The organism is Agrococcus terreus (assembly GCF_014645235.1).
In the GTDB taxonomy this organism is placed as follows: Bacteria; Actinomycetota; Actinomycetes; order Actinomycetales; family Microbacteriaceae; genus Agrococcus; species Agrococcus terreus.
In genome coordinates this window covers 568,861-593,954 of sequence record NZ_BMLM01000001.1, presented here as the reverse complement: position 1 = coordinate 593,954, position 25,094 = coordinate 568,861, and the positions used below count along the sequence as shown (strand labels likewise).

24 protein-coding genes are annotated in these 25,094 nt (G+C 73.2%); 8 read left to right on the top strand and 16 right to left on the bottom strand.

The features are described 5' to 3' along the window. Positions 1-47 precede the first annotated feature (47 nt). A complete protein-coding gene (locus tag IEW90_RS02970) occupies positions 48-1,025 on the bottom strand; it encodes a glycerophosphodiester phosphodiesterase family protein (protein WP_188715880.1) in 978 nt (325 codons plus the stop codon). Positions 1,026-1,208: 183 nt separating this feature from the next. Between IEW90_RS02970 and IEW90_RS02965 the strand changes: the two genes are divergently transcribed. Continuing rightward, on the top strand, positions 1,209-2,177 hold the full coding sequence (locus IEW90_RS02965) for a Bax inhibitor-1/YccA family protein (protein WP_188718003.1): 969 nt from the start codon (positions 1,209-1,211) through the stop codon (positions 2,175-2,177). Between the two features lie 51 nt (positions 2,178-2,228). Here the strand turns inward: IEW90_RS02965 and IEW90_RS02960 are convergent, their stop codons facing one another. From IEW90_RS02960 to IEW90_RS02930, 7 genes are all read right to left on the bottom strand, one after another. After that, positions 2,229-2,627: a VOC family protein gene (locus IEW90_RS02960; RefSeq protein ID WP_188715878.1), complete on the bottom strand. Its 399-nt coding sequence runs from the start codon at positions 2,625-2,627 to the stop codon at positions 2,229-2,231. Between the two features lie 126 nt (positions 2,628-2,753). Further along, positions 2,754-3,743 (bottom strand): bile acid:sodium symporter family protein, encoded by a 990-nt coding sequence (locus tag IEW90_RS02955; protein WP_188715876.1) that lies wholly within the window; start codon positions 3,741-3,743, stop codon positions 2,754-2,756. A 96-nt stretch (positions 3,744-3,839) separates the two neighbouring features. Beyond that, complete coding sequence (gene sufU, locus IEW90_RS02950; protein WP_188715874.1) at positions 3,840-4,283, bottom strand: Fe-S cluster assembly sulfur transfer protein SufU; 444 nt, start codon at positions 4,281-4,283, stop codon at positions 3,840-3,842. Further along, positions 4,280-5,572, bottom strand: a complete 1,293-nt coding sequence (locus tag IEW90_RS02945; RefSeq protein WP_188715871.1) for an aminotransferase class V-fold PLP-dependent enzyme — start codon at positions 5,570-5,572, stop codon at positions 4,280-4,282. Before IEW90_RS02945 ends, sufU begins: the two co-directional genes overlap by 4 nt. Positions 5,573-5,713: 141 nt before the next feature. Further along, entirely contained in the window at positions 5,714-6,994 is a 1,281-nt protein-coding gene (locus IEW90_RS02940) for an RNA polymerase sigma factor (RefSeq protein WP_188718002.1), read from the bottom strand. Between the two features lie 15 nt (positions 6,995-7,009). Then, the gene (locus IEW90_RS02935; protein ID WP_188715869.1) at positions 7,010-7,444 is read right to left on the bottom strand and encodes a YciI family protein; all 435 of its coding nucleotides are present in this window, start codon (positions 7,442-7,444) and stop codon (positions 7,010-7,012) included. Positions 7,445-7,525: 81 nt separating this feature from the next. Continuing rightward, complete coding sequence (locus IEW90_RS02930; protein WP_188715868.1) at positions 7,526-8,188, bottom strand: hypothetical protein; 663 nt, start codon at positions 8,186-8,188, stop codon at positions 7,526-7,528. A gap of 154 nt (positions 8,189-8,342) precedes the next feature. On the opposite strand from IEW90_RS02930, the gene IEW90_RS02925 reads away from it, so the two are divergent. Next, positions 8,343-9,302 carry an ATP-grasp domain-containing protein gene (locus tag IEW90_RS02925; protein ID WP_229679463.1) on the top strand — a complete coding sequence of 320 codons (960 nt, stop codon included), beginning with the start codon at positions 8,343-8,345 and terminating at the stop codon, positions 9,300-9,302. Between the two features lie 179 nt (positions 9,303-9,481). On the opposite strand, the gene guaA is transcribed toward IEW90_RS02925, so the two are convergent. The 3 genes from guaA to IEW90_RS02910 are packed head-to-tail and all read right to left on the bottom strand — an operon-like array spanning position 9,482 to position 12,434. Further along, positions 9,482-11,053, bottom strand: a complete 1,572-nt coding sequence (gene guaA, locus IEW90_RS02920; RefSeq protein WP_188715865.1) for a glutamine-hydrolyzing GMP synthase — start codon at positions 11,051-11,053, stop codon at positions 9,482-9,484. Then, positions 11,053-11,571 carry a DUF3817 domain-containing protein gene (locus tag IEW90_RS02915; RefSeq protein WP_229679462.1) on the bottom strand — a complete coding sequence of 173 codons (519 nt, stop codon included), beginning with the start codon at positions 11,569-11,571 and terminating at the stop codon, positions 11,053-11,055. The genes guaA and IEW90_RS02915 overlap by 1 nt, the downstream gene beginning before the upstream one ends. Positions 11,572-11,582: 11 nt before the next feature. Next, entirely contained in the window at positions 11,583-12,434 is an 852-nt protein-coding gene (locus tag IEW90_RS02910) for an SURF1 family protein (protein ID WP_188715862.1), read from the bottom strand. A 121-nt stretch (positions 12,435-12,555) separates the two neighbouring features. On the opposite strand from IEW90_RS02910, the gene IEW90_RS02905 reads away from it, so the two are divergent. Continuing rightward, positions 12,556-12,981 (top strand): DUF4259 domain-containing protein, encoded by a 426-nt coding sequence (locus IEW90_RS02905; protein WP_188715860.1) that lies wholly within the window; start codon positions 12,556-12,558, stop codon positions 12,979-12,981. Positions 12,982-13,089: 108 nt separating this feature from the next. Here the strand turns inward: IEW90_RS02905 and IEW90_RS02900 are convergent, their stop codons facing one another. From IEW90_RS02900 to IEW90_RS02885, 4 genes are all read right to left on the bottom strand, one after another. Further along, on the bottom strand, positions 13,090-14,880 hold the full coding sequence (locus IEW90_RS02900; protein WP_188715858.1) for a glycerol-3-phosphate dehydrogenase/oxidase: 1,791 nt from the start codon (positions 14,878-14,880) through the stop codon (positions 13,090-13,092). Positions 14,881-14,933: 53 nt separating this feature from the next. Then, the gene (locus IEW90_RS02895; RefSeq protein WP_188715857.1) at positions 14,934-16,058 is read right to left on the bottom strand and encodes a GuaB3 family IMP dehydrogenase-related protein; all 1,125 of its coding nucleotides are present in this window, start codon (positions 16,056-16,058) and stop codon (positions 14,934-14,936) included. A gap of 110 nt (positions 16,059-16,168) precedes the next feature. Beyond that, positions 16,169-16,981, bottom strand: coding sequence for a PadR family transcriptional regulator (locus IEW90_RS13960; RefSeq protein ID WP_188715855.1), 813 nt, complete (start codon positions 16,979-16,981; stop codon positions 16,169-16,171). Beyond that, entirely contained in the window at positions 16,978-17,862 is an 885-nt protein-coding gene (locus tag IEW90_RS02885; RefSeq protein ID WP_188715853.1) for a DUF4097 family beta strand repeat-containing protein, read from the bottom strand. The genes IEW90_RS13960 and IEW90_RS02885 overlap by 4 nt, the downstream gene beginning before the upstream one ends. A 230-nt stretch (positions 17,863-18,092) precedes the next feature. On the opposite strand from IEW90_RS02885, the gene IEW90_RS02880 reads away from it, so the two are divergent. Beyond that, positions 18,093-18,917 carry a hypothetical protein gene (locus IEW90_RS02880; protein WP_188715851.1) on the top strand — a complete coding sequence of 275 codons (825 nt, stop codon included), beginning with the start codon at positions 18,093-18,095 and terminating at the stop codon, positions 18,915-18,917. A 126-nt stretch (positions 18,918-19,043) separates the two neighbouring features. On the opposite strand, the gene guaB is transcribed toward IEW90_RS02880, so the two are convergent. Then, entirely contained in the window at positions 19,044-20,552 is a 1,509-nt protein-coding gene (gene guaB / locus IEW90_RS02875) for an IMP dehydrogenase (RefSeq protein ID WP_188715849.1), read from the bottom strand. A 243-nt stretch (positions 20,553-20,795) separates the two neighbouring features. On the opposite strand from guaB, the gene IEW90_RS02870 reads away from it, so the two are divergent. The 4 genes from IEW90_RS02870 to IEW90_RS02855 are packed head-to-tail and all read left to right on the top strand — an operon-like array spanning position 20,796 to position 24,973. After that, entirely contained in the window at positions 20,796-22,169 is a 1,374-nt protein-coding gene (locus IEW90_RS02870) for a branched-chain amino acid ABC transporter permease (RefSeq protein ID WP_188715847.1), read from the top strand. Further along, positions 22,169-23,185, top strand: coding sequence for a branched-chain amino acid ABC transporter permease (locus IEW90_RS02865; RefSeq protein WP_188715846.1), 1,017 nt, complete (start codon positions 22,169-22,171; stop codon positions 23,183-23,185). Before IEW90_RS02870 ends, IEW90_RS02865 begins: the two co-directional genes overlap by 1 nt. Then, positions 23,178-24,197 (top strand): ABC transporter ATP-binding protein, encoded by a 1,020-nt coding sequence (locus IEW90_RS02860; RefSeq protein WP_188715844.1) that lies wholly within the window; start codon positions 23,178-23,180, stop codon positions 24,195-24,197. The genes IEW90_RS02865 and IEW90_RS02860 overlap by 8 nt, the downstream gene beginning before the upstream one ends. Beyond that, positions 24,194-24,973, top strand: coding sequence for an ABC transporter ATP-binding protein (locus IEW90_RS02855; protein WP_188715842.1), 780 nt, complete (start codon positions 24,194-24,196; stop codon positions 24,971-24,973). The genes IEW90_RS02860 and IEW90_RS02855 overlap by 4 nt, the downstream gene beginning before the upstream one ends. Positions 24,974-25,094: the final 121 nt, after the last annotated feature.

Here is a 25,094-nt window from a genome sequence, read left to right as displayed (position 1 = left end):
TAGGCGGGGCGGCCCACACGCCGTGCCGTGCGACCGCGGAGGGCGGGTCAGCCGGCGACGCGCCGCCACAGGTCGGGGTGGTCGACGAACACCGCCTCGAGGCCGAGCGCCGCGACCATCCGCCACTCCGTCGTCCAGTCGCCCCACGCCGCCGGGTGCTCCCCCAGGCGGTGCTCGGGCTCGAGGAACGCGTTCTCGGGCCGCAGCGTCCACGTGATGAGGCCGAGCCCCGCCTCCGCCGTGCGCGCCGCGAGGACGCTCGGGCCGATCCTGCCCTCCTCGTCGCGCGCGAACAGCGCGGCCTTCTCGACCGAGATCGCGTCGACCCGGCCCGCGAGCGCCGCGAGCCCCGCATCCGTCCGCTGCTCGGCGAAGCTCGGGCCGTCGGCGCCGAGGTCGACCGCGGTGCCGCCGTCGGCCATGAGGTAGACGAGCCGCGCGTCGATGCCGCGCTCGCGGCAGGCGTGCAGCGTGCGCTCCTCGAAGCTCTCGAGCACGAGCCGGCCGCTCGAGGCCCAGTGCGTGCCGGCGACCGCGTCGGCGAGCAGCGCGTCGAGCGGCAGACCGATCCGCTCGTGGTGGTCGCCGTGCTTGAGCTCGGCGACCACGTCGAGGCCCACCTCGTCGGCGATCCGCAGCAGGTCCTCGAGGCGCAGCACGCCCTGCTCGCCGTCGCGCGCGGCGCTCAGCGGGCGGAGGCGCGGCAGCCGCTCGCGGGCGCGGAGCGTCGCGATCTCGGCCCAGTCGAGGTCCTCGGCGAACCAGCCCGTCACCTCGTGCCCGTCGACGGTGCGGGTCGCGCGCCGGTCGGCGTACTCGGGCCGGTCGGCGATGTCGGTCGTCTCGCCCAGCTCGACGTCGTGGCGCACGACGAGCACCCCGTCGCGGCTCGCGACGAGGTCGGGCTCGACGGCGTCGGCGCCGAGCGTCGCGGCGAGCCGCACGGCCGCCTCGGTGTGCTCGGGCGCCCATCCGGAGGCGCCACGGTGGGCGATGAGTCGGGTCTGGCTCGCGGGGTCGGTCACGTGGGCAGGCTAGGCGCGTCAGGTGGCCGCGCGGTGACGGCGCGGTGGCCGTGCGCGGACATGGCCGGCGCAGGGCTCTGCCGGAGGCGAACATCCGCGGGATCACAGGGGGATCAAGGGGTTCTGCCGCTACTCTGGGGCCGTCCGCCGACGTGGCGGGCACCCATCACTTCGACAGGAGCGATCCCCTTGGCAGGCAACCCGGCGTTCAGCAACTCGCCCGCGTTCTCCTCGAACCCGCAGCGAGCCGGGCAGTTCGGACAGCAGCAGTACGGCCAGCAGGCCTACGGGCAGCAGCCGTACGGCCAGGCACCGCAGGCACCGCAGTTCGGTCAGCAGCAGGGCTACGGCGCCCCGTACGGCCAGCAGCAGCCCGGCTTCGGCGGCCCCGACCAGCTCGAGCAGCAGTACGGCCGCCCGTCGGCGACGCCGCTCGACACCGAGCGCCTCACGTACGACGGCGTGATCATGAAGACGGTCGCGACGCTCGGCGTCACGGCGGTGGGCTTCGCGGTGACGCTCGCGATGCTGTGGGTCAGCGGCACGACGCTGCCGTTCTTCGCCCTCACCTACGGCGGCGCACTCGTCGGCTTCGTGCTCGCGCTCGTCAACATCTTCAAGAAGGAGCCGAGCCGCACGCTCGTGCTCGCCTATGCAGCGGCGCAGGGCCTCTTCCTCGGCGGCTTCTCGGGCATGCTCGAGTTCGGCGCCTTCGGCCAGCCGATGCAGGGCATCATCTTCCAGGCGCTGCTCGCCACCGCGTGCGTCTTCGGCGTCACGCTCGCGGGCTACGCGTTCCGGGTGTTCCGCACCTCGCCGAAGCTGAACAAGATCTTCTTCATCGTGATCATCGGCTACGGCCTGTTCTCGCTCGCGAACTTCGTCGGCATGCTCGTCGCACCGACCGGCATGTTCGGCTGGCGCAGCTCGGTCGAGATCGCCGGCATCCCGCTCGGCGTGATCCTCGGCGTGCTCGCCGTCCTGCTCGGCGCCTACTCGCTCGTCATGGACTTCGAGGGCATCGAGCTCGGCGTGAAGCGCGGCGTCCCCGCCAAGTTCGGCTGGTCCGCGGCGTTCGGCATCACGATGACGGTGATCTGGCTCTACGTCGAGATCATCCGCATCATCGCGATCCTGCGCTCGAACAACTAGGGCGACCACGACGAAGGCCCCCGGCGCCAGCCGGGGGCCTTCGTCGTGCGCCTACTCCTCGCGGCTCGACAGCACGCAGAACTCGTTGCCGTCGATGTCGGCGAGCACGGTCCACGGCACGTCGGGCCCCTGGCCGATGTCGACGCGCGTCGCCCCGAGCGCCTCGAGCCGGGCGATCTCGGCGTCGCGGTCGTCGCTCGTATGCGGCGCGAGGTCCATGTGGATGCGGTTCTTCGTCTGCTTCTCGTGGTCGACCTTCACGAACACGAGCCCGGGCGGCACCTGGTGGAACTCGAGCTTGGGCAGCAGCTCCTCGGCCCACTTCGGGATGAGCACCATCTCGTCGTCGGACGCGTAGGCGGTCTGCCAGTCGAGCGCCTGCGCCCACCAGCCGGCCAGCCTCCGGGGGTCGGTCGTCTCGATCACGTTCGTGTACCAGCGCAGCGGCATCCTTGCCTCCTCGTTCGGATGCCGCCACCTTACGATCCCCCGCCCACCGGACGCCGAGCTTCCCCGAATCCCCGCTTCTGCGGGAGAAAGCGGGGATTCAGGGAAGTTCGGTGCAGGGCGCTGCCGCTAGGAGGCGGCGGGGGCGTCGGCGGGGTCGACCGCGGATGCGGGTGCGGCGTCGCGCGGCGGGCGGCGCGACCAGTACGCGGCCAGCAGCGAGCCCGACACGTTGTGCCACACCGAGAAGATCGCGGCGGGCAGGGCCGACTCGGGCGTGAAGTGCGTGCGCGCGAGGCCGGCGGCGAGGCCGGAGTTCTGCATGCCGACCTCGATCGCGACGGCGCGGCGGGCGCTCTCGTCGAGCCCGACGGCCTTCGCAGCGAGGAAGCCGAGGCCGTAGCCGATGCCGTTGTGCAGGATGACGACCACGGCGACGAGCAGGCCGACCGAGAGGATCGCGGCGGCGCTGCCGGCGACGACCGCGAGCACGACGAGCGCGATGCCCACGACCGACACGAGCGGCAGCCACGGCAGCACCCGCTCCACGAGCCGCGTCGCGAACCGCCGCAGCAGCACGCCCAGTACCACGGGCACGAGCACGATGAGCAGGATCGACTGGAAGAGCGCCCACGGGTCGACCGGCAGGTACGAGCCGGCGAGCAGCAGCACGAGCAGCGGCGTGAGCACGGGCGCGATGAGGGTCGACGCGGTGGTCATCGCGACCGAGAGCGCGGTGTCGCCCTTGGCGAGGTAGACCATGACGTTCGAGGCGGTGCCGCCGGGCGCGGAGCCCACGAGCACGACGCCCACCAGCAGCTCGGGCGGCAGCTGGAAGGCGAGCGCGAGGCCGATCGCCGTGAACGGCATGATCACGTACTGCGCGACGACGCCGACGACGAACGCGAACGGCTTCTTGGCGATGACGGCGAAGTCGACGGGCTGCAGCGTGAGGCCCATGCCGAGCATGATGATGCCGAGCAGCAGGTTGATCCACGGGGCGATCGGCAGGAACGCCTGCGGGACGACGATCGCGATGGCGCCGGCGGCGAGCACGACGAGCGGGAACCAGGTGCCGGCGACGCGGCTGATGCGCTCGCCTGCGGACGTGCTGGACATGTCTGACCTCCTCGGGGACGGCACCCATCCCATCAGGTCGCGCATGCCGCTGTGCGGCGGCGCGCGTGACGGGCGTCCGGCGGGACGCCCGCGCGGTCAGCGCGCCTCGGCCTCCAGCAGGGCCTCCTCGAGGGCGACCCACGCGAGCATCGCGCACTTCACCCGCATCGGGAACCTCGCGACCCCTGCGAAGGCGACCGCGTCGCCGAGCAGCTGCTCGTCGGGCTCGGCGGCGCCCCGCGAGCGCAGCAGCTCGCGCAGCGCCTCGATGCGCACGCGCGCGTCGGCGACCGCGAGGCCCGGCGCCTCCTCGGCGAGCACGGATGCGGAGGCCTGCGAGATCGAGCAGCCCTGCCCCTCCCAGCCGAGCGCCGCGATCCGGCCGTCCTCGAGCCGCACGCGCAGGCGGATCTCGTCGCCGCAGGTCGGGTTCTTCAGGAAGCGCTCGGCGTCGTAGGGCTCGATGAGCCCCTCGCCCTCGCGGCGCTTCGCGTGCTCGAGGATGAGCTCCTGGTACAGCCCTGCCAGCGGATCGCTCATCGTGCTCCGAAGTAGTCGCGCACGCCCGCGAGCACGTCGAGGAAGCGGTCGACCTCGCCCTCGGTCGTGTAGAGGTAGGCGGATGCGCGGGTCGTCGCCGCGACGCCGAGGCGCCGGTGGAGCGGCTGCGCGCAGTGGTGGCCGACGCGCACCGCGATGCCCTGCGCGTCGAGCACCTGGCCGACGTCGTGCGCGTGCACGCCGTCGACGATGACGCTCGCGACGCCGGCGCGCTCCGCGCCGGGCCGCGGGCCGACGAGCCGGACGCCGTCGATCGCCGTGACGCCCTCGGCCAGGCGGCGGCCGAGCGCGAGCTCGTGCGCGTCGATCGCCGCCATGCCGACGCCCTCGAGGTAGTCGACGGCCGCGGCGAGGCCGACGATCGCCGAGACGGGCTGCGTGCCCGCCTCGAAGCGCTGCGGCGCTGGGAGGAAGTCGCGCTCGGTCATCGTGACGGTCGTGATCATCGAGCCGCCGACGCGCGCCGGCGGCAGGGCGTCGCCGAGCTCGGCGCGCAGGTAGAGCACGCCGATGCCGCCGGGGCCGAGCATCTTGTGGCCGCTGAAGGCGGCGGCGTCGACGCCGAGGGCGTCGAGGTCGACGGGGCGGTGCGGCACCGACTGGCAGGCGTCGAGCACGACGAGGGCGCCGTGCGCCCGCGCGGCGGCGACGATCGCCTCGACGGGCGCGACGAGCCCCGTGACGTTCGAGACGTGCGCGATCGCGATGAGGCGCGTGCGCCCGGTGATGGCCGCGAGCGCGTCGGCCTCGGTCCACACGCCGTCGTCGTCCACGGCGATCCAGCGGAGGGTCGCGCCGGTCTCGTCGGCGAGGCGCTGCCACGGCAGCAGGTTGGCGTGGTGCTCGGCCTCGGTGATGAGGATCTCGTCGCCGGGCCCGATGCGGAGGCGCGGGTCGACGGCGGGGGCGCGGTTCGCCTCCGCGAGCGAGAGCCCGACCTCGTTGAGCGCATCCGTCGCGTTCATCGCCCACGAGAGCCGCTCCGGGCGCGCGCCGACGAAGCGGGCGATGCGCTCGCGCGCGGCCTCGTAGTCGTCGGTCGCGAGGCCCGCGAGGGTGTGGGCGCCGCGGTGCACGGCGGCGTTGCGGCCGGTGCGGAACGCCCACTCGGCGTCGAGCACCTGGCGGGGCTGCTGGCTCGTGGCGCCGGAGTCGAGGTAGACGAGCGGCACGCCCGCGGGCTCGGCGGCGAGGATCGGGAAGTCGGCGCGGATGGCCGCGAGCCGCTCGGCGTCGATCGTCGTCCCCTGCTCCACCTCGGTGCCCATGCCGCTCCCCCGCTCCGCTCGCATCCCGGCCGTGCCGGTCGTTCCGGTCCTGCCGGTCGATCCCGACCTTCCACGCTACTCGCTCCGCCCCGCTCCGGCGCGGGCGTTGCGCCGCGTGACCCGCGCTGTGGGCGAACGCCGTCAGCGGCGGGGCGAGGCGGCGCGGGCGAGCAGCACCGCGCGCTCGCGGGCGTTGCGGGTGCGCTCGGCGGCCAGCGCGAACGCCCCCGCGGCCTCCGCATCGCGACCGAGCCGCGCGAGCAGCTCCCCGCGCACCGAGGGCAGCAGGTGGGATGCGGCGAGCGCCCGCTCGCCCGCGAGGCCGTCGACGATCGCGAGCGCCGCCGCCGGCCCCGCATCCGGCCCGTCGGCCATCGACAGCGCGACCGCGCGGTTCAGGGCGACGACCGGCGACGGCCGCAGCCGCTCGAGGCCCTCGTAGGCGGCGACGATGCGGCGCCAGTCGGTCGCCTCGACGCTCGGCGCGACCGCGTGGCACTCGGCGATCGCGGCCTGCAGCCCGTAGGCGCCGAGGCCCCGCCCGAAGCCCTCGGCGCGGCGGAGCGCCGCGCGCCCGCGGCGGATGGCGCCGCGGTCCCAGCGGCGCCGGTCCTGATCGGCGAGCAGCACCGGGGCGCCCTGCGCGTCGACGCGCGCGGGGAAGCGCGCGGCGGTGAGCTCGAGCAGCGCCAGGAGGCCGTGCACCTCCGGCTCGTCCGGCTGGAGCGCGGCGAGGATGCGGGCGAGCCGCAGCGCCTCGAGCGCGAGGTCGGGCCGCATCCAGTCGTCGCCCTCCGTGGCCGCGTGCCCCTCGGTGAAGATCAGGTAGAGCACGCCGAGCACCGCCGCGATGCGCGCGGGGCGCTCGGCGCGCGACGGCGTCTCGAACGGCACGCCGGCGTCGGCGAGCGCCTGCTTGGCCCGCACGATGCGCTGCTGGATCGTGGCGACCGGCACGAGGAACGCGCGCGCGATCTCGGCCGTCTCGAGGCCGCCGACGACCCGCAGGGTGAGCGCGACGCGCGCCTGCTGCGGCAGCGCCGGGTGGCAGGCGGTGAACACGAGGCGGAGGACGTCGTCGGCGATCTCGTCGGGATCCCACGGCACGGCGTCGGCCGCCGCGTCCTGCTCGCGCTCGAGGTCGTGGCCGAGCGCCGCGATGCGGTCGGCGTAGCGCTCCTGCCGCCGCCAGTGGTCGACGGCCCGGCGCTTGCCGACCTGCGTGAGCCAGGCGGCGCCGTTGCGCGGCAGGCCCCGCTCGGGCCACTGCTCGAGCGCCTCGGCGAGCGCCTCCTGCGCGAGGTCCTCCGCGAGCGCGAAGTCGCCCGTGTACCGGGTGAGCACCGCGACGATCTTCGCAGCCTCGATGCGCCAGACGGCGACGACGGCGCGCCGGGCGGAGTCCGCCCGGCGCGCCGTCACGTCGTCCACGTGCGGTCAGCCCTGCTGGGCGGCCCTGCGCTCGGCCTGCTCCTCGCGCCAGCCGATCTCCTTCTCGATCCACTCGTTGTCGGCCGGGAAGTCCTCGACGCCGTGCACGCGGCGCACCTCGAGCTTCGAGCCGGGGCCGAGCGGGCATCGCGAGGCCCACTCGGCGGCCTCCTCGCGCGAGGCGACCTCGAGGATCCAGAAGCCGTTGAACAGCTCCTTCGTCTCGCCGTAGGGGCCGTCGGTGATGAGCGGCGTCTCGTGCGAGAAGTCGACGACGAAGCCCTCCGACGCGTCGGTGAGGCCCTCGCCGGCGATGAGCACGCCCGCCTGCATCATCGCCTCGTTGTACTTCCCCATGGCCTCGATGATCTGCTCGAAGGGGATGTCCTTCGACGCCTCGATCGCCTCGTCGCTGTCGCGCATGATGAGCATGTACTGCATGGTTCCGTCTCCTGTCCCGGGCCGCCCTCGCCACCCTCTCACCATTGCGTCGAACGGCACGGCACCGGATCGACATCCGTGTCAGAGATGCTTCGGATCCCGTCCTTGGGCCCTCGCGACGAGCCATCCCGCGCCGATGGCGGCGGCCGCGGCGACCCCGGTCGGCAGGGTGCCGAGCGACGACATCACGGCGGCGGCGAGCAGCAGTCCCATGCTGCCGCCGAGCTGGATGGCGGCGACCTTCGGCGCGACGCCGGACGCCCGGGCGCGGAGGCCGACGAAGCCGAGCGCGCCGGCCCCCGCCACGACGAGCATGGGCAGCATCCCCCGCTCGACCCACATGGCGATGCGGTCGGCCTCGAGCCCCTCCGCTCCGGAGGGACGCAGGATCGCGTCGAGCAGCAGCCCGGCGCACTGCAGCACCGCGGGCGCGACCGCGAGCACCCCGACGACGGCGAGCTGGCCGGCGCGCAGCCGGGGCGCCTCGGCGGTCGCGCGCAGCACGAGCCACGACCAGGTGAGCGCGGCCGCGGCGAGCACGACGACGCCGATGGCCGAGCCGACGTAGTCGGTGGTCGGGCCGCACACCCAGTCGCGGCCCTCGAGCGAGCAGCCGACGCGGAGGCGCTCGCGCATCCAGTCGACGGGCACGAGGCTCAGCACGGCGCAGGCGGCGAAGCCCACGAGGAGCAGGCGCCGGGCCGCCCTGCGACCCGAGCGCACGCGCGCCGGGTGCGGCCTCATGCGCCCATCATGCTCCTCGCGGGCGGCGACGCGCGACGACGGACGCGCATCCGGCTCGGGCGGGCCGGCGCCGTCACGCTTCGTCACGCCGGTCGCGCGCCCAGGCGGTGCGCGGCAGGCTGGAGGATCCCGATCGCGATCCGAGGAGGACCCCGTGACCCGACCGACCGTCGTCGTGCTCCACGACAACGAGGAGTGGCTGCCGCCGTTCCGCCGCGCGTTCGAGGCCGAGGGGGTCGCGCTCGAGCCGTGGCACCTCGGCGAGCGCGCGATCGACCTCGACGGCGTCGCGCCGGATGCGGTGGTGTGGTCGCGCCTGAGCGCCTCGGCGCACACGCGCGGCGTGCCGCACGCCTTCGACACGGCCACGGCGATCCTGTCGTGGGCGGAGGCGCAGGGCCGTCGGGTGGTGAACGGCAGCCGGGTGGCCGCGCTCGAGGTGAGCAAGGTGCGCCAGCACGCGCTGCTGCGGGCAGCGGGGCTCGACGTGCCGCGCACGATCGCCGCGACCTCGGACGCCGCGCTCGCGGCCGCGGCCCGGCAGATCGGCAGCCCCTTCATCACGAAGCACAATCGAGGCGGCAAGGGCCTCGGCGTGCGGCGCTTCGACACCCCGGAGGAGCTCGACGCGGCGCTCGCCGCGGGCGAGCTGGAGCGGCCGGTCGACGGCATCGCGCTCGTGCAGGAGCTGCTCGTCGGCCGCGACGCGTCGATCACGCGCGCCGAGTTCGTGGGCGGCCGCTTCCGGTACGCGGTGCGCGTCGACACGAGCCAGGGCTTCGAGCTGTGCCCGGCAGACGCCTGCCGCGTGCCGGGCGCCGACGACGCCGCCGAGGCGGAGCCCGCTTCCCTCTTCCGCCTGCGCCCGGAGGTCACGGCCGAGCATCCGCTCATCCGCGACCTCGAGGCGCTGCTGGCGCGCGAGGGCGTCGAGATCGCCGGTGTCGAGTTCATCGAGACGATCGACGGCCGCACGGTCCCCTACGACATCAACACGAACACGAACTACTCCCCCGACGTGGAGGCCGAGCTCGGCGAGCGAGGCGCCGCCGAGGCCGTCGCCACCTTCCTCGCCGCCCTCGCCAGGGATCAGGTGGCGCTCCGCGCCGCCTGATCCCCTTCCCTTCCCCACAACCGGGGCGTGCTCGACGCCCCAGCCAGCACGGAGGCGCTGATCGCCTGGTCTGCGGGGTGCGAGTTATGACGAAGTCCGGAGGCCCCAACGGGGCTTCCGGACTTCGTCATTGTCTGAGCTGAGGAGCAGACCAGGCGATCAGCGCCGGCCCACACACCTCACTCCCACTCGATCGTCCCCGGCGGCTTCGACGTCACGTCGAGCACGACCCGGTTGACCTCCTCCACCTCGTTCGTGATCCGGTTCGAGATGCGGGCGAGCACGTCGTAGGGCAGGCGCGTCCAGTCGGCGGTCATGGCGTCCTCGGACGAGACGGGGCGCAGCACGATGGGGTGGCCGTAGGTGCGGCCGTCGCCCTGGACGCCGACGGAGCGCACGTCGGCGAGGAGCACGACGGGGCACTGCCAGATCTCGCCGTCGAGGCCGGCGGCGGTGAGCTCGGCGCGGGCGATGGCGTCGGCGCGGCGGAGGGTGTCGAGGCGGTCCTCGGTGACCTCGCCGATGATGCGGATGCCGAGGCCGGGCCCGGGGAAGGGCTGGCGGCCGACGATGACCTCTGGGAGGCCGAGCTCGCGGCCGATGGCGCGCACCTCGTCCTTGAAGAGGGCGCGGAGCGGCTCGATGAGCTCGAACTGCAGGTCGTCGGGGAGGCCGCCGACGTTGTGGTGGCTCTTGATGTTGGCGGTGCCGGCGCCGCCGCCGGACTCGACGACGTCGGGGTAGAGGGTGCCCTGCACGAGCCAGCGGATGGGCTCGCCCTCGGCGGCGGCCTCGGCGGCGAGGTCGCGCTCGGCGGCCTCGAACGCGCGGATGAACTCGCGGCCGATGATCTTGCGCTTCGTCTCGGGGTCGGTGACGCCGGCGAGCGCGGTGAGGAACTGCTCGCGCGCGTCGACGGTGACGAGGCGGACGCCGGTGGAGGCGACGTAGTCCTGCTCGACCTGCTCGCGCTCGTCCTGGCGCAGCAGCCCGTGGTCGACGAAGATGCACGTGAGCTGGTCGCCGACGGCGCGGTGCACGAGGGCGGCGGCGACGGCGGAGTCGACGCCGCCGGAGAGGCCGCAGATGACCTTGCTGTCGCCGACCTGCTCGCGGATGCGGGCGACCTGCTCCTCGATGACGTTGCCGGTGCGCCAGTCGCGGTCGATGCCGGCGATGTCGTGGAGGAAGGACTCGAGCACGCGCTGGCCGTGCTCGGAGTGGCGCACCTCGGGGTGCCACTGCACGCCGGCCATGCGGCGGTCCCGGTCCTCGAAGGCGGCGACGGGGGTGTCGACGGTGGAGGCGAGCACCTCGAAGCCCTCGGGCGCCTTCGCGACCGCGTCGCCGTGGCTCATCCAGACGGTCTGCGCGTCGGGCTGGCCGGCGAGCAGGCTGCCGGCGTCGCCGACCGTGACGGCGGTGGAGCCGTACTCGCGGTTGCCGGTGCGGGCGACCTCGCCGCCGAGCTGCGCGGCCATCACCTGGAAGCCGTAGCAGATGCCGAAGGTCGGCACCCCGAGCTCGAGGATCTCGGGGTCGAGGCGCGGGGCGCCCTCGGCGTAGACGCTCGAGGGCCCGCCGGAGAGCACGATGCCCACGGGGTCCTTCGCGCGCACCTCCTCGGCGGTGATCGAGTGGGGCACGATCTCGCTGTAGACGTCGGCCTCGCGGACGCGGCGGGCGATGAGCTGCGCGTACTGGGCGCCGAAGTCGACGACGAGGACGGGTCGCTGGGCGGTGTCGGACATCAGGCCTCCTGGGGCGTGGGCGCGGCGTCGGCGCGCGCGGCCCGCTGGGCCTCGAGGCGCGCGACGTCGTCGAGCGCGACGCGGTGCATCCTGTGCTCGACGAAGAACGAAAGGAACGGCACGACGCCGCCGAGGGCCATCGCGATGAGGCGGCCGAAGGGCCAGCGCAGGAGGCTCCAGAGGCGGAAGCAGGCGACGAGGTAGACGACGTAGATCCAGCCGTGGACGATGAGGATCGCGAGCGAGATGTTGAAGCCGTCGCCGAGCGACTGGATCTCGCAGCCCTGCCCGCCGGGCACGAACAGCGACCACCACTCGCAGGTGGGCAGCGGCACCACCTGCGCGAACCACAGCAGCCCGCCGGAGCCGCCGGCGAACAGCTCGACGTGCGTGGGCGAGTACTTCAGCACCATCTCGATGACGAGCAGCAGCAGGAACACGCCCGTGACCCACGACATGACGCGGTAGAGGGCGGTGGCGGATCGGATCTGCGGGATCTGGTCGATGGGCTTCGGCACGGTGCTCCAGTCTATCCGTCGGCCCGGTCCGGGCCCGGCCCGGGCGCTGCTGCTGCGGCCTCCGCCTGCTCGGCCTCCTCGATCGCCTCGATATCGCGCTCGCGGGCGTCCTTCACGAGGCGGTACCAGAGGTAGAGGGCGAAGCCCATGAACGCGATCCACTCGATCGCGTAGAAGACGTTGAGCCAGTTGAGCTGGGTGTTCTGCTCGGGCGGGCGGGAGACGATCGGCTCGTCGCCGACGACGGCGACCTCGGACGCGGCCGGGTCGACGACGAGGTAGCCGGTGTAGGCGCGCGCGTTCCAGCCGGGCCACTCGTTGACGAGGGCGGCGACGCTCATCGCCTCGCGCGTGTGCTCGCGGATGTCGCCGTCGGTGGGCGCCTCGGACGGCAGGTAGCGGCCGACGATCGTGCCGGGGCCGACGGTGCCGGCGTGGGCGGCGAGCGCCTCGGCGGTCTCGCGGGCGTCCGCCTCGGAGGCGCTCCAGCCCCACGCGACGGCGAGAGAGGCGGGCTCGCCCGTCGGCTGCTCGACGAGCGCGCGGCCGGTGATCCACCAGCCGACGCGGCCCTCCTGGCTGCGGCCGGCGAGCACCCGGTAGTCGGCGGTGTCGTCGCCGACGAGCGACACCATCCGGCCGCCGGCGTCGGTCGTGAGCGGCTCCCCCGGCTGCGCCATCGTCGCGAGCGGCACGGCCGTCTCGGTGTCGCGCTCGTCGCGCTGGCCCTGCTCGACGGCCCGCTCGATCTGCCACTGGCCGAGGAGCGCGAAGATGCCGGAGACGAGCAGGCACCCGATGAGCACGCCGATCCACTGCGGTCGCAGGGCGACCTGCTTGAAGGTGGGGATGGGGGCGCGCATCAGCACCCCCCATCCTACCGGCGCGGCGGGCGCGCCAGCGTGGCGCGGGGCGGCCGGGCGGGCGGCGCGGCACGATGGCGGCGAAGGCGGCTGCGATGCCGCCACCGAGCGAGGAGCGCACATGGGTGCATGGGGCACGGGACCGTTCGAGAACGACGACGCGGCCGACTGGGCGTGGGAGCTGGAGGCCGCGGAGGACCGGACCGCGCTGCTGCTCGAGACGTTCGCCGCCGCGACGGGCGAGGCGCCCGCCGACCTGCCGGAGGCGAGCACGGCCGTGGCCGCGGCGGCCTGGCTGGCGTCCGGGATGCCGGGCGGGGACGCCGTCGAGGTCGACTGGGCGGAGGAGCCGCCGCACCCGACGCCGCCGGCGATCGACGACCAGCTGCGGGCGGCCGCGGTCGCCGCGCTCGACGCCGCGCTCGCCGAGGGCTCCGGGTGGCGCGAGGCCTGGGCCCAGGAGGACGAGACGGCCCCGATCGCCGCAGCCGAGCGGCTGCGCGACCGGCTGCGCGGCGAGCCGGACGAGGGCGCCGACGCCCCCTGAGCGTGCCCGCGACGACGACGGAGGGCGGCCCCACCCGGTGGGGCCGCCCTCCGTCGTGCTCGGGCCTCCTCAGCGCTGGTCGTCAGCGCAGGACGTCACCGCTGGTCGTCACCCTTGGGCGGGCTCCGGCCGCGTGCCGACGGTGTCGGCGGCGGTCGGGAGCGCGCTCAGCGGCACGATCTCGGGCGCCTCCAGGCGCGCCCGGTCGGCCGACGCGTCGTCCGGCAGCTCCTGGCTCGCGAGCTCGGCGGCCACGCGCTTGTTGTACGTGTTGATCTCGCGCTCGACGCGCTCCTCGTCCCAGCCGAGCGCATCCGCCATGATCCGCGCCGCGACGGGAGCGGCGGCGACGCCGCGGTCCCACGACTCGATCGAGATGCGCGTGCGGCGGGCGAGCACGTCGTCGAGGTGCAGCGCGCCCTCGTGCGTGCACGCGTAGCGGACCTCCGCGCCGATGTAGTCGTCGGCGCCCGGCAGCGGCTCGGCGAGCTGCGGATCCTGGCGGATCATGTCGAGCAGCTCGTCGGTGAGCACGCCGTAGCGGTTCAGCAGGTGCTCGACGCGGTGCTTGTGCACGCCGAACGCGCGGGCGATCTTGGCGCGCTTGTTCCACGCCGCGCGGTAGCCGGTGGCGCCGAGCAGCGGGATCTGCTCGGTGCACGACTCGGGCACCTTGCCGTCCATCGCGCTCACGGCCTCGTCGATCGCGTCCTTCGCCATCACGCGGTAGGTCGTCCACTTGCCGCCCGCGATGAGCACGAGGCCCGGCACGGTGTGCGAGACGTGGTGCTCGCGCGAGAGGTTCGCGGTCGACGAGCCGTCGCCGGCGGCGAGCAGCGGGCGGAGGCCGGCGTAGACGCCCTCGACGTCCGCGCGCGTGAGCTTGGCGGCGAGCACCTCGTTGACGTGGTCGAGGATGTAGTCGATGTCGGCCGCCGTCGCTGCAGGATGCGCGAGGTCGAGGTTCCAGTCGGTGTCGGTCGTGCCGATGATCCAGTGCCGGCCCCACGGGATGACGAAGAGCACGCTCTTCTCGGTCCGGAGGATCATGCCCATCTCGGAGTGGAAGCGGTCGCGCGGCACGACGAGGTGCACGCCCTTCGACGCCCGCACCTTGAACTCGCCGCGCGCGCCGACCATCGCCTGCGTCTCGCCGGTCCAGACGCCCGTCGCGTTCACGACCTGCTTCGCGCGGATCTCGAACTGCTCGCCCGTCTCGTAGTCGTGCGCCTGCACGCCCACGACGCGCTCACCCACCTTGAGGAAGCCCTCCGCCCGCACGCGGCTCGCGACGTGCGCGCCGTAGAAGGAGGCGGTGCGCGCGAGCTCGGCGACGTAGCGCGCGTCGTCGACCTGCGCGTCGTAGTACGTGAGGCCGCCGACGAAGGCGTTCGGGTCGAGCGAGGGGATCTGCTTGAGCACCTGCTTCTTCGTGAGGTGGCGGTGCAGCGGCACGCCGGGCTTCATGAAGCCGGTGTAGCTGAACGCGTCGTACATCGCCATGCCGGCGCCGATGTAGGCGCGTTCGATGAGCGGCGTGTTCAGCGGGTACAGGAACCGCACGGGCTTCGCGAGGTGCGGCGCGATGCGCTGCAGCAGCAGGCCGCGCTCGATGAGCGCCTCGCGCACGAGCCCGAAGTTCAGCTGCTCCAGGTAGCGGATGCCGCCGTGGATGAGCTTCGACGAGCGGCTCGACGTGCCCGACGCGAAGTCGCGCGCCTCGATGAGGCCGACGCGCAGGCCGCGCGTGACGGCGTCGAGCGCGGCGCCCGCGCCGACGATGCCGCCGCCGATGACGAGCACGTCGACCTCGCGCTCGCGCATCGACGCGATCGCGGCCGCGCGCTCCTCCGGGCCGAGCTTCCTCGACCGGCTGACGCTGTTGGTGGTCTCAGCCATGGATCCTCCATCCGTTGCGTCGCCCGGCCCGACGGGTCGGAGCGGCGATGCCTCTACCGCGGCGGGTTCGCCTCCAGCACCACGTCGATCCGCTGGAACTCCTTGAGGTCCTTGTAGCCGGTGGTCGACATGGCCTTGCGGAGCGCGCCCATCAGGTTCGCGGTGCCGTCCGCCACGGGGGCGGGGCCGCCCAGCACGACGTCGAGCGGGCCGACCTGGTCGACCTGCACGCGGTTGCCGCGCGGGAGCTTCTGGTTGTGCGCCTCCGGGCCCCAGTGCCAGCCGCGCCCGGGGGCGTCGGTGGCGCGGGCGAGCGCGGTGCCCAGCATGACGGCGTCGGCGCCGACCGCGAGGGCCTTGACGATCTGCCCGGAGGTGCCGAGCGAGCCGTCGGCGATGACGTGCACGTAGCGGCCACCCGACTCGTCGAGGTAGTCGCGGCGGGCCGCGGCGACGTCGCTCACGGCGGTCGCCATCGGCGCCGCGACGCCGAGCACCTTCTCGCTCGTCGAGGCCGCGCCGCCGCCGAAGCCGACGAGCACGCCCGCGGCGCCCGTGCGCATGAGGTGCAGGGCGGCCGTGTAGGTGGCGACGCCGCCGACCACGACCGGCACGTCGAGCTCGTAGATGAACTGCTTGAGGTTGAGGGGCGCCGCGGCGTCGGCCGAGACGTGCTCGGCGCTCACGGTGGCGCCGCGGATGACCATGAGCTCCACGCCCGCGGCGAGCACGGTCTCGTAGTGCTCCTGCACGGCCTGCGGGCTCAGGCTGCCGGCGACGACGACGCCGGCGTCGCGCACCTCCTGGAGGCGCGCGGTGATGAGCTCCGGCTTGATGGGCTCGGCGTAGATCTCGCGCATCCGGTTCGTCGCGAGGTCGGCGGGGAGGCCCGCGATCTCAGCGAGCAGCGGCTCCGGGTCGTCGTAGCGGGTCCAGACGCCCTCGAGGTTTAGCACGCCGAGGCCGCCCGAGCGGCCGAGGGCGATCGCGGTCGCGGGGCTCATGACCGAGTCGGTCGGGGCGCCGAGCACCGGGATCTCGAACTTGAACGCGTCGATCTGCCACTGGAGCGAGACGAGGTCGCTGTCGCGGGTGCGGCGCGAGGGGACGACGCTGATGTCGTCGAACCCGTAGCCGATGCGTGCCCGCTTGCCGCGGCCGATCTCGATCTCCGTCACCCGCCCAGCCTATCGCCGCCTCCCGACGCCGACGCCCAGGCTCACGGCTGCCTCGGAGGCGGCGCGGCGCGGTGGGGCGGGCGACGGCACGGCGGGCGGCTCGGAGCGGCTCAGCGCAGGATGTCGCGGATCCGCGCGAGCGCGCCGTCGAGCTCGGCGGCGACGCGGGCGGCCGCGTCGGCCGAGAGGCGCTCGGCCCGGTCGCGCCGAGCGAGCCTGCGCACCTCCTGCCGGAACGCCGCGAGGCGGAGGTCGATGTCGTGGGCGGCGAGGCGCGCGCCGAGGCGGTCGTCGGGGTCGGGCGCCGAGGGCGGCGCCGGCCGCGGACCGGGGCTCGGCGCGGGCGGCGAGCCGGGGTTCGGCACGAAGCCGTCCGCGACAGGGGCGGAGGAGCCGGAGCCCGTGCCCCACGTGAAGCCGAACGTCCACGGCTCGTCGGCGCCGGGGCGGGCGTCGCGTGCCGCGTCCTGCGCGTCGCGCGCGGCATCGCGGGCGTCGCGCCGCGCATCCCTGGCCGCATCCCGGGCGTCGTCGCGCGCATCCCGCTCGGCCGCCGCGAGGTCGGCCCGCAGCGATCGCATCGCGCTGCGCACGCCCTCGCGCACCTCCGATGCCATGCGCCGCACGGAGTCGGTGATCTCGGCCTCGAGGTCGCGCAGCTCGTGCTCGCGGGCGGCGAGCTCGGCGCGGCCGGCGTCGGTGATGGCGTAGGTGGCCTTCCGGCCCTCCACCGTCTTCGTGACGAGCCCCTCCTCCTCGAGCTTCGCGAGGCGCGGGTAGATCGTGCCCGCGCTCGGCGAGTACGTGCCGCCGAAGCGCTGCTCGAGCGCCTGCATGAGCTCGTAGCCGTGGCGCGGCGCGTCGGCGAGCAGGCTCAGCAGGTACAGGCGCAGCGCGCCGTGGCCGAAGACCGCGGGGCTCACACGTCCCTCCGGACGACCGTGACGGCGCCCGAGACGGTGTTGGCCGAGAGCCCGAACGGCTGGCGGCCCTCGAGCGACTCGTTGCCGCCGCGCTTCGGGAGCGCGCGGCCGCCGACCGTGCCGCGGCCCGAGACGGTGCGGGTCGAGACGCGCGCGCCCTGGTCGGCGTCGAGCCGGACGGCCACGTCGGCCGAGACGGCGTTCACCGAGATGGCGCGCGGCGAGCCGTGCACGTCGAGCAGCACGTCGCCGCTGACGGTGTCGACGCCGGCCTCCTCGAGCGCGCCCGAGATCGCCACCTCGCCCGAGATGCTGTGCACGTTCACGCGGCCCGCGACATCGGACGCCTCGACGTCGCCCGAGACGGTGTTGACGTCGAGCGGGCCGCGGTGCGACTCCACCTGCAGCGCGCCCGAGACCGTGCTGGCGCTCGCGCGGGCCTGGAGGCCCGAGATGAGCCCGGATGCGGTCACCTGGCCGAGCGTGAGGTCGACGTCGCGCGGCACGAGGATCGAGAGCTCGACGCGCGCCCGGCCGCCCGCGAGCGAGCGGATCGACGACCACACGTCGTCCCAGGACATCCGCATGTGCGCCACCTGGAGGCGGCCCTGCTCGAGCGAGACCGCGAGGTCCGGGCCCTCGACGCGGTGGACCTCGACGCGCGCGGTCGCCTCGTCGTGGCCGACGATGTCGACGCTGCCGCCGACGATGCCGACCTTGAGCGCGTGGACGGCGTCGATGTCGATGACCCGGCTCTGGCCCTCCTGGATCGTCCACCGCTCGGTGATGCTGTCGGCACCCGACGCCGAGGCGCCCGATGCGCTGCGCGGCCTCGTGTCGCCGTCGCCCTGCTGGCCCCAGCGGCCGTCCTGCTGCTCCATGCTCGCCTCCCTAGGCTCCATTTGCGATATATCGCGTCTTGCTGCAACTCACGATATATCGCGTCTCCGCCCCCTGCAACCCCCACTTCTCGCCCGCGCCGGCGCTCCCTGACGCCCCTTTGCCGACAGCCCGGGAGTGGCGTCGAGCGCACCGGAAGGCCAGCAGCAACGAGGATGCGAGCGAGCCTCGTGGGCGCGAGCAGGTCGCTGCAGACCCAGCGCCCGACATCGTGCGACGCTCGGATCGCATCCTCGCGGCGCTTCTCGCAGAACAGCGCGTCCGCCGGCAGCTCGCCGCGCCCCTCGGCGAGCCTGCCGTACTTCACGAAGCCGTCGAACTCGCCGGCGAGCAGGCGTCGGTCGCGACGCTCCCACCCGAAGTCGGCGAAGCGATCGCCGAGGACGGTCGGGATGCGCACCTGCAGCTCCGGCGTCGGCGCACCGAGCCGGTGCAGCAGGACGCGGCTCCAGGACTCCCCCACCGACTCGGATCGTGCGTCGGCGAACTCGAGCACCCACGAGGCGCGACGCTGCCCGCGCGGACCCTGGAGCTCGAGCGCCGCCGCGACCGCACTCAGCTCGACGAGGCCACCTGCCAGGGCCGCGTCGAGCGCGGAGACCGCATCCACCTGTCGCCCGCGACGCGCCAGGTCCGCCAGGGCGAAGCCGGACGAGCAACGCGCGATCCCGTCCTCCACCACGACGTGGTCCCCGTCGACCTGCACGTGCGAGTGCCGCACGCCGGCCTTCCGGCCGGACGTCGCGGGGTCGCCGATCGTGAACACGTCGACGGGCGCGCCGAACGGGAGGCCCGCGAGGGCGAGCGCGGACTCCCTCGCGAAGATAACGGCGGGCCTCGCGGCGGCCACCGCCGCGATCGCGGTCAGGTACCGATCGCGCCGATCCGCCATCTCGTGATCTCGGGCGTCGACGTACCAGCCGCGGCGGACCCGCCGGAGTCGCGCGTCGCGATCGACGCGCACGATCTCGGCACCGCGCGAGCGGATGAGCGGGAGGTCCATGCGCGCACCGTGCCAGGCGCCGAGCGTCGCTGATGCACCCGTCCGACCGTGGTGTGGAGAACGACAGGTGCCCCGCGGGACGAGGGGTGCTGGTGGACCAGCACCCGCCGTCCAGCGGGGCACCTGTCGGTGATGCGTACCTCTCGCGAGGCGGCCGGGTCAGCGCCGGTAGTTCGGGGCCTCCACGACCATCTGGATGTCGTGGGGGTGGCTCTCCTTGAGGCCGGCGGCGGTGATCTGCACGAAGCGGCCCTTCGCCTTCACCTCGCCGATCGTGCGGGCGCCCACGTAGAACATCGACTGCCGGAGGCCGCCGACGAGCTGGTACGCCACCGTCGCGAGGCCGCCTCGGTACGGCACCTGGCCCTCGATGCCCTCGGCGATGAGCTGCTCGTCGGAGGGCACGTCGGCCTGGAAGTAGCGGTCGCGCGAGTAGGAGGTCTTCTTGCCGCGCGTCTGCATCGCGCCGAGCGAGCCCATGCCGCGGTACGACTTGAACTGCTTGCCGTTGACGAGCACGAGGTCGCCGGGGCTCTCGTTCGTGCCGGCGAGCAGCGAGCCGAGCATGACCGACGAGCCGCCCGCCACGAGCGCCTTCGCGATGTCGCCCGAGTACTGGAGGCCGCCGTCGGCGATGATCGGCACGTCGCTGCCGAGGTCGTGCGCGGCGCGCGCCGCGTCGTAGATCGCGGTCACCTGCGGCACGCCCACGCCCGAGACGACGCGGGTGGTGCAGATGGAGCCCGGGCCGACGCCGACCTTCACGGCGTCGACGCCCGCCTCGATGAGCGCCTTCGCGCCCTCGTAGGTGGCGATGTTGCCGCCGATGATGTCGATCTCGGCGAAGCGCTCGTCGGCCTTGAGCCTGGCGACCATGTCGAGCACGCCCTGGCTCTCGCCGTTCGCGGTGTCGACGACGATCGCGTCGACGCCGGCCTCCGCGAGCGCCACGGCCCGATCGAAGGCGTCGCCGAAGAAGCCGATCGCGGCGCCGACGCGGAGTCGGCCGTGCGCGTCCTTCGTGGCGTGCGGGTACTGCTCCGTCTTGTCGAAGTCCTTGACGGTGATGAGCCCGCCGAGGCGCCCCTGCTCATCGACGAGGGGCAGCTTCTCGAGCTTCGTGCGGTGGAAGATCGCGAACGCGTCCTCGCGGCTGATGCCGATGGGCGCGGTCTCGAGCGGCGCGTGCGTCATGACGTCGCGCACGAGCGTCGTCGCGAACTCGTCGCGCGGCACGAAGCGCATGTCGCGGTTGGTGACGATGCCGACGAGCGTGCCCTCGGCGTCGACGACCGGCAGGCCCGACACCTTGTACTCGCCGCAGACGCGGTCGACCTCCTCGATCGTCGCGTCGGGATGCGTCGTCACGGGGTCGGTGATCATGCCCGACTCCGAGCGCTTCACCCGGTCGACCATCGCGGCCTGGTCGGCGATGCCGAGGTTGCGGTGGATGATCCCGATGCCGCCCTGGCGCGCCATGGCGATCGCCATGCGGTCCTCGGTCACGGTATCCATCGCGCTCGACACGAGCGGGATCGCGAGCGGGATGCGGCGCGAGAGCCGCGTGCCGGTGTCCGCCTCGCTCGGGATCACATCGGTGCGGCCCGGCAGCAGCATGACGTCGTCGTAGGTCAGGCCGATCGGGCCGAACGGATTGCGCATCTCCATCGCTCTCATCGTATCGATTCGGTTACGGTCCCGCGGCATCACCGTGACAAGGCCAAGGGAACGTCGAGTTTCGGTCAGCGGCGGCCTCCGGCGCCGCTACTGTGTCACCACCGATGTAACGGGCATCGTGCGAGCCGCATTCCCTTGTGCGCCGCAGCCCCACAGCATGGAGGACACGTGAAGACGTCCAGCAGACCGCGACGGAGCGGGCTGCGGCGAGCGATCGCCGTCGCCCTGGCCGTCATGGCCATGGCGGCAGGCGGTGCCACCGCAGCAGCCGCGGCCCCCCTGGCCGAGACCGGCCAGCCCGCGCCGTACAACTTCAACGGCATCGTCCGCGACGGCCAGACGCCGCTCGAGGGGGTGGAGATCACCGTCAGCGGCAACGGCGTCGACGAGACGGTCGCCACCGGCGCCGACGGGCGCTGGCTCGTGGGCCTCCAGGAGCAGGGCACGTACACGGTCTCGATCGACCCGTCGACCCTCCCCGAGGGCGTCACGCTCCGCGACCCCTCCTTCGAGAGCCGCGAGCTCACGGCCTCGTCCTCGGCGAACGGCGTGCTCTTCCCGCTCGGCGAGCCGACGGGCGGCGGCTCCGCGCCGACGCCGTCGGGCGGCACCGGCGGCAACACGGGCACGGGCGGCGAGGGCGGCACCGGCGGCACCGGCAGCTCCGACCCCGGCGGCGACGCCGGCAGCGGCGAGGCCTCCACGGGCGCCGCGTCGAACGACTTCGGCTCCAAGCTGCTCGCGCGCATCATCTCCGGCGTCAGCTTCGGCCTGCTCCTCGCGCTCGCCGCGATCGGCATCACCCTCATCTTCGGCACCACGGGCGTCAACAACTTCGCGCACGGCGAGATGCTCACCTTCGGCGGCATCGCGTTCTACGCGGCGACCACCCTCGTGGGGCTCCCGGTCTGGATCTCGGTGGTGCTCACGCTCGTCGCGGCCGCCGCGTTCGGATGGTTCCACGACGCGGCGATCTTCCGTCCGCTGCGCAGGCGGCGCGTGGGCCTCGTGCAGGTGCTCATCGTGACGATCGGCCTCTCGATCGCGCTGCGGTACTTCTACCAGTTCCTCATCGGCGGCGGCACGGAGCAGCTCCGCGTCGACCGCGGCATCGTCGTGCAGGTCGGCCCGGTCAACATGACCATGTCGAACGTCGTCGGCATGGCCGTCTCGGTGGTCGTGCTGCTGGGCGTCGGCCTGTTCCTCACGCGCACCCGCATCGGCAAGGCCACGCGCGCGGTGAGCGACAACGCGAGCCTCGCCGCGGCATCCGGCATCGACGTCGACCGCGTGATCCGGATCGTGTGGGTCCTCGCGGGCGTGCTCACTGGCCTCGCCGGCATCCTCTACACGTACTTCATCGGCGCGAACATCAAGTGGGACGTGGGCTTCACGATCCTGCTGCTGCTCTTCGCGGGCGTGACCCTCGGCGGCCTCGGCAGCGCGTTCGGCGCGCTCGTCGGCGCCCTGGTCATCGGCCTCGTCACCGAGCTCGCGACCCTGTTCATCGCACCCGACCTCCGCTACGCGGTGGCCCTGCTGGTGCTCATCCTCGTGCTCCTGGTGCGTCCCCAGGGCATCCTCGGTCGTCGGGAAAGGATCGGCTGATGGACTTCCTCTCCATCCTCAACACCGCAGCCGGCGAGATCCTCTCGCCGACGACGGCGGCCTTCGCGCTCGCCACGATCGGCCTGAACATCCACTTCGGCTACTCGGGCCTGCTGAACTTCGGCCAGGCCGGCTTCATGGCGATCGGCGCGTACGCGTTCGCGATCTTCACGATGATGGTCGACCCGACGGCGACGCTCGGCTGGCCCTCGTGGCTGTCCTTCATCGCGGCGATCCTCGTCGCGATCGTCGCCGCGGTGATCTTCGCGCTCATCCTCGGCATCCCGACCCTGCGCCTGCGCGGCGACTACCTCGCGATCGTCACGATCGCGGCGGCGGAGATCATCCGGTTCACCGTGCGCACGCAGGACCTCACGGCCGTCACCGGAGGCTCGCAGGGCCTCCGCGGCCAGGACTACAAGGGCGACATCGACGCGATGAACCCGCTCACCGGCACGACCTACGGGTTCGGGCCGTGGACGGCCACCGCCTACGACACCTGGGTGCGCATCATCGCCTGGAGCCTCGTCATCGTCGCGCTCATCCTCGTCTGGCTGCTCATGCGCAGCCCGTGGGGCCGCGTCATCAAGGGCATCCGCGAGGACGAGGACGCCGTGCGCTCGCTCGGCAAGAACGTCTACGGCTACAAGATGCAGGCGCTCGTGCTCGGCGGCACGATGGGCGCCCTGGCCGGCGTGATGTTCATCCTCCCCAGGGCGGTCCAGCCGGACAACTTCGCGACGACGATGACCTTCTACATCTGGACGGCGCTGCTGCTCGGCGGCGCGGCCACGGTCCTCGGCCCGCTGCTCGGCTCGATCCTCTTCTGGGTGCTGCTGTCGTTCACCGGCGGCCTCATCAACCTCCTGCACGGCCTCGGCATCTTCGGCGCCATGACCGGCTCGCAGGCCGGCCAGCTGCGCTTCGTGCTCGTCGGCCTCGCGCTCATGGCGCTGGTGGTCTTCCGACCACAGGGAATCCTCGGCAACAAGAAGGAGCTGTCGTTCAATGTCTGACACGACCACGACTCCCAGGACCCATCCCCTCGTCGACGGCGAGGTCGGACCGGGCTGCAAGAAGGTCGACCCGATCGTCGTCGCCGACGGCGTCGTGCGCCAGTTCGGCGGCCTCACGGCCGTCGACGTCGCCCACGTCGAGATCCCGCGCGGGCACATCACGGCCCTCATCGGGCCGAACGGCGCCGGCAAGACGACCTTCTTCAACCTGCTCACCGGCTTCGACCGGCCCAACCAGGGCCAGTGGTCGTTCGAGGGCTCGTCGCTCGCCCGAGTGCCCAGCCACAAGGTCGCGCGCAAGGGCATGGTGCGCACGTTCCAGCTGACGAAGTCGCTCGGCCGCCTCACGGTGCTGCAGAACATGCTGCTCGGCGCGCGCGACCAGCGCGGCGAAGGGCTGTTCGCGGCGCTGCTGAAGCCGCTGTGGAAGGCGCAGGAGGCTGCCAACGTCGAGCGCGCCGACCAGCTGCTCGCGCGCTTCAAGCTCGACGCGAAGCGCGAGGACTACGCGGCGTCGCTCTCGGGCGGCCAACGCAAGCTGCTCGAGATGGCCCGGGCGCTCATGAGCGAGCCGACGCTCGTCATGCTCGACGAGCCGATGGCCGGCGTGAACCCAGCGCTCACGCAGTCGCTGCTCGACCACGTGAAGGGGCTCAAGGACGACGGCATGACCGTGCTCTTCGTCGAGCACGACATGCACATGGTGCGGCACATCTCCGACTGGGTCATCGTGATGGCCGAGGGCAAGGTCGTCGCCGAGGGCCCGCCCGAGACGATCATGCAGGACCAGGCCGTCGTCGACGCCTACCTGGGCGCCCACCACGACACCGACCTCGGCACGCTCACCAACCAGCAGGTCGCCCAGATCCACGAGGAGGCCGACGCCGAGCGCGACGCGGAGCTCGAGGCCGACGGCATCGAGGCGGGCGACGAGCCGGCCGCGACGCCCGAGCCCGAGGCGCCCGCGGCCGAGGCCGCGCCCGAGCAGCGCCCCGAGGAGGAGCAGCGATGACCCCCACCCCCGTCCTCGAGACGAAGGACCTCGTGGCCGGCTACCTGCCGGGCGTGAACATCCTCAACGGCTGCTCGATCGTGGCCAACCAGGGCGACCTCATCGGCATCATCGGCCCGAACGGCGCCGGCAAGTCGACGCTCCTCAAGGCCGTCTTCGGGCAGGTGAGCATCCGCGGCGGCAGCGTCGTGCTGAACGGCGACGACATCACCGGCCTGAAGGCCGACAAGCTCGTCGGCAAGGGCGTCGGCATGGTGCCGCAGAACAACAACGTGTTCCCCTCGCTCACCATCGAGGAGAACCTCGAGATGGGCCTGTTCCAGCAGCCGAAGGTGTTCAAGGAGCGCTTCGAGTTCGTCGGCGGCCTCTTCCCCGAGCTCGTGAAGCGGCGCCGCCAGCGCGCCGGCAGCCTCTCGGGCGGCGAGCGCCAGATGGTCGCGATGGGCCGCGCGCTCATGATGGACCCGGCGGTGCTGCTGCTCGACGAGCCGAGCGCCGGTCTCTCGCCGGTGCGCCAGGACGAGACGTTCCTGCGGGTCGCCGAGATCAACAGCCACGGCGTCACGATCGTCATGGTCGAGCAGAACGCGCGCCGCTGCCTGCAGATCGCGCACCGCGCGTACGTGCTCGACCAGGGCAAGGATGCGTACACGGGCACGGGCCGCGAGATGCTCAACGACCCGAAGGTCATCCAGCTGTACCTCGGCACGCTCGCGACCGACGTCGAGGAGAAGGCGAGGACGACCTCGCATCCGGTGGTCGACCCGAACGCCTGACCTCGGATCGCACGGAGGGGCCTCGCCGCGGCGAGGCCCCTCCTGCGTGTGCGGCCGCCCTGCGCTCCGCCGGCTGAGCGAAGCCGCAGCTCCGCGAAGACCTCGCCGCGCAGGTGGTCTC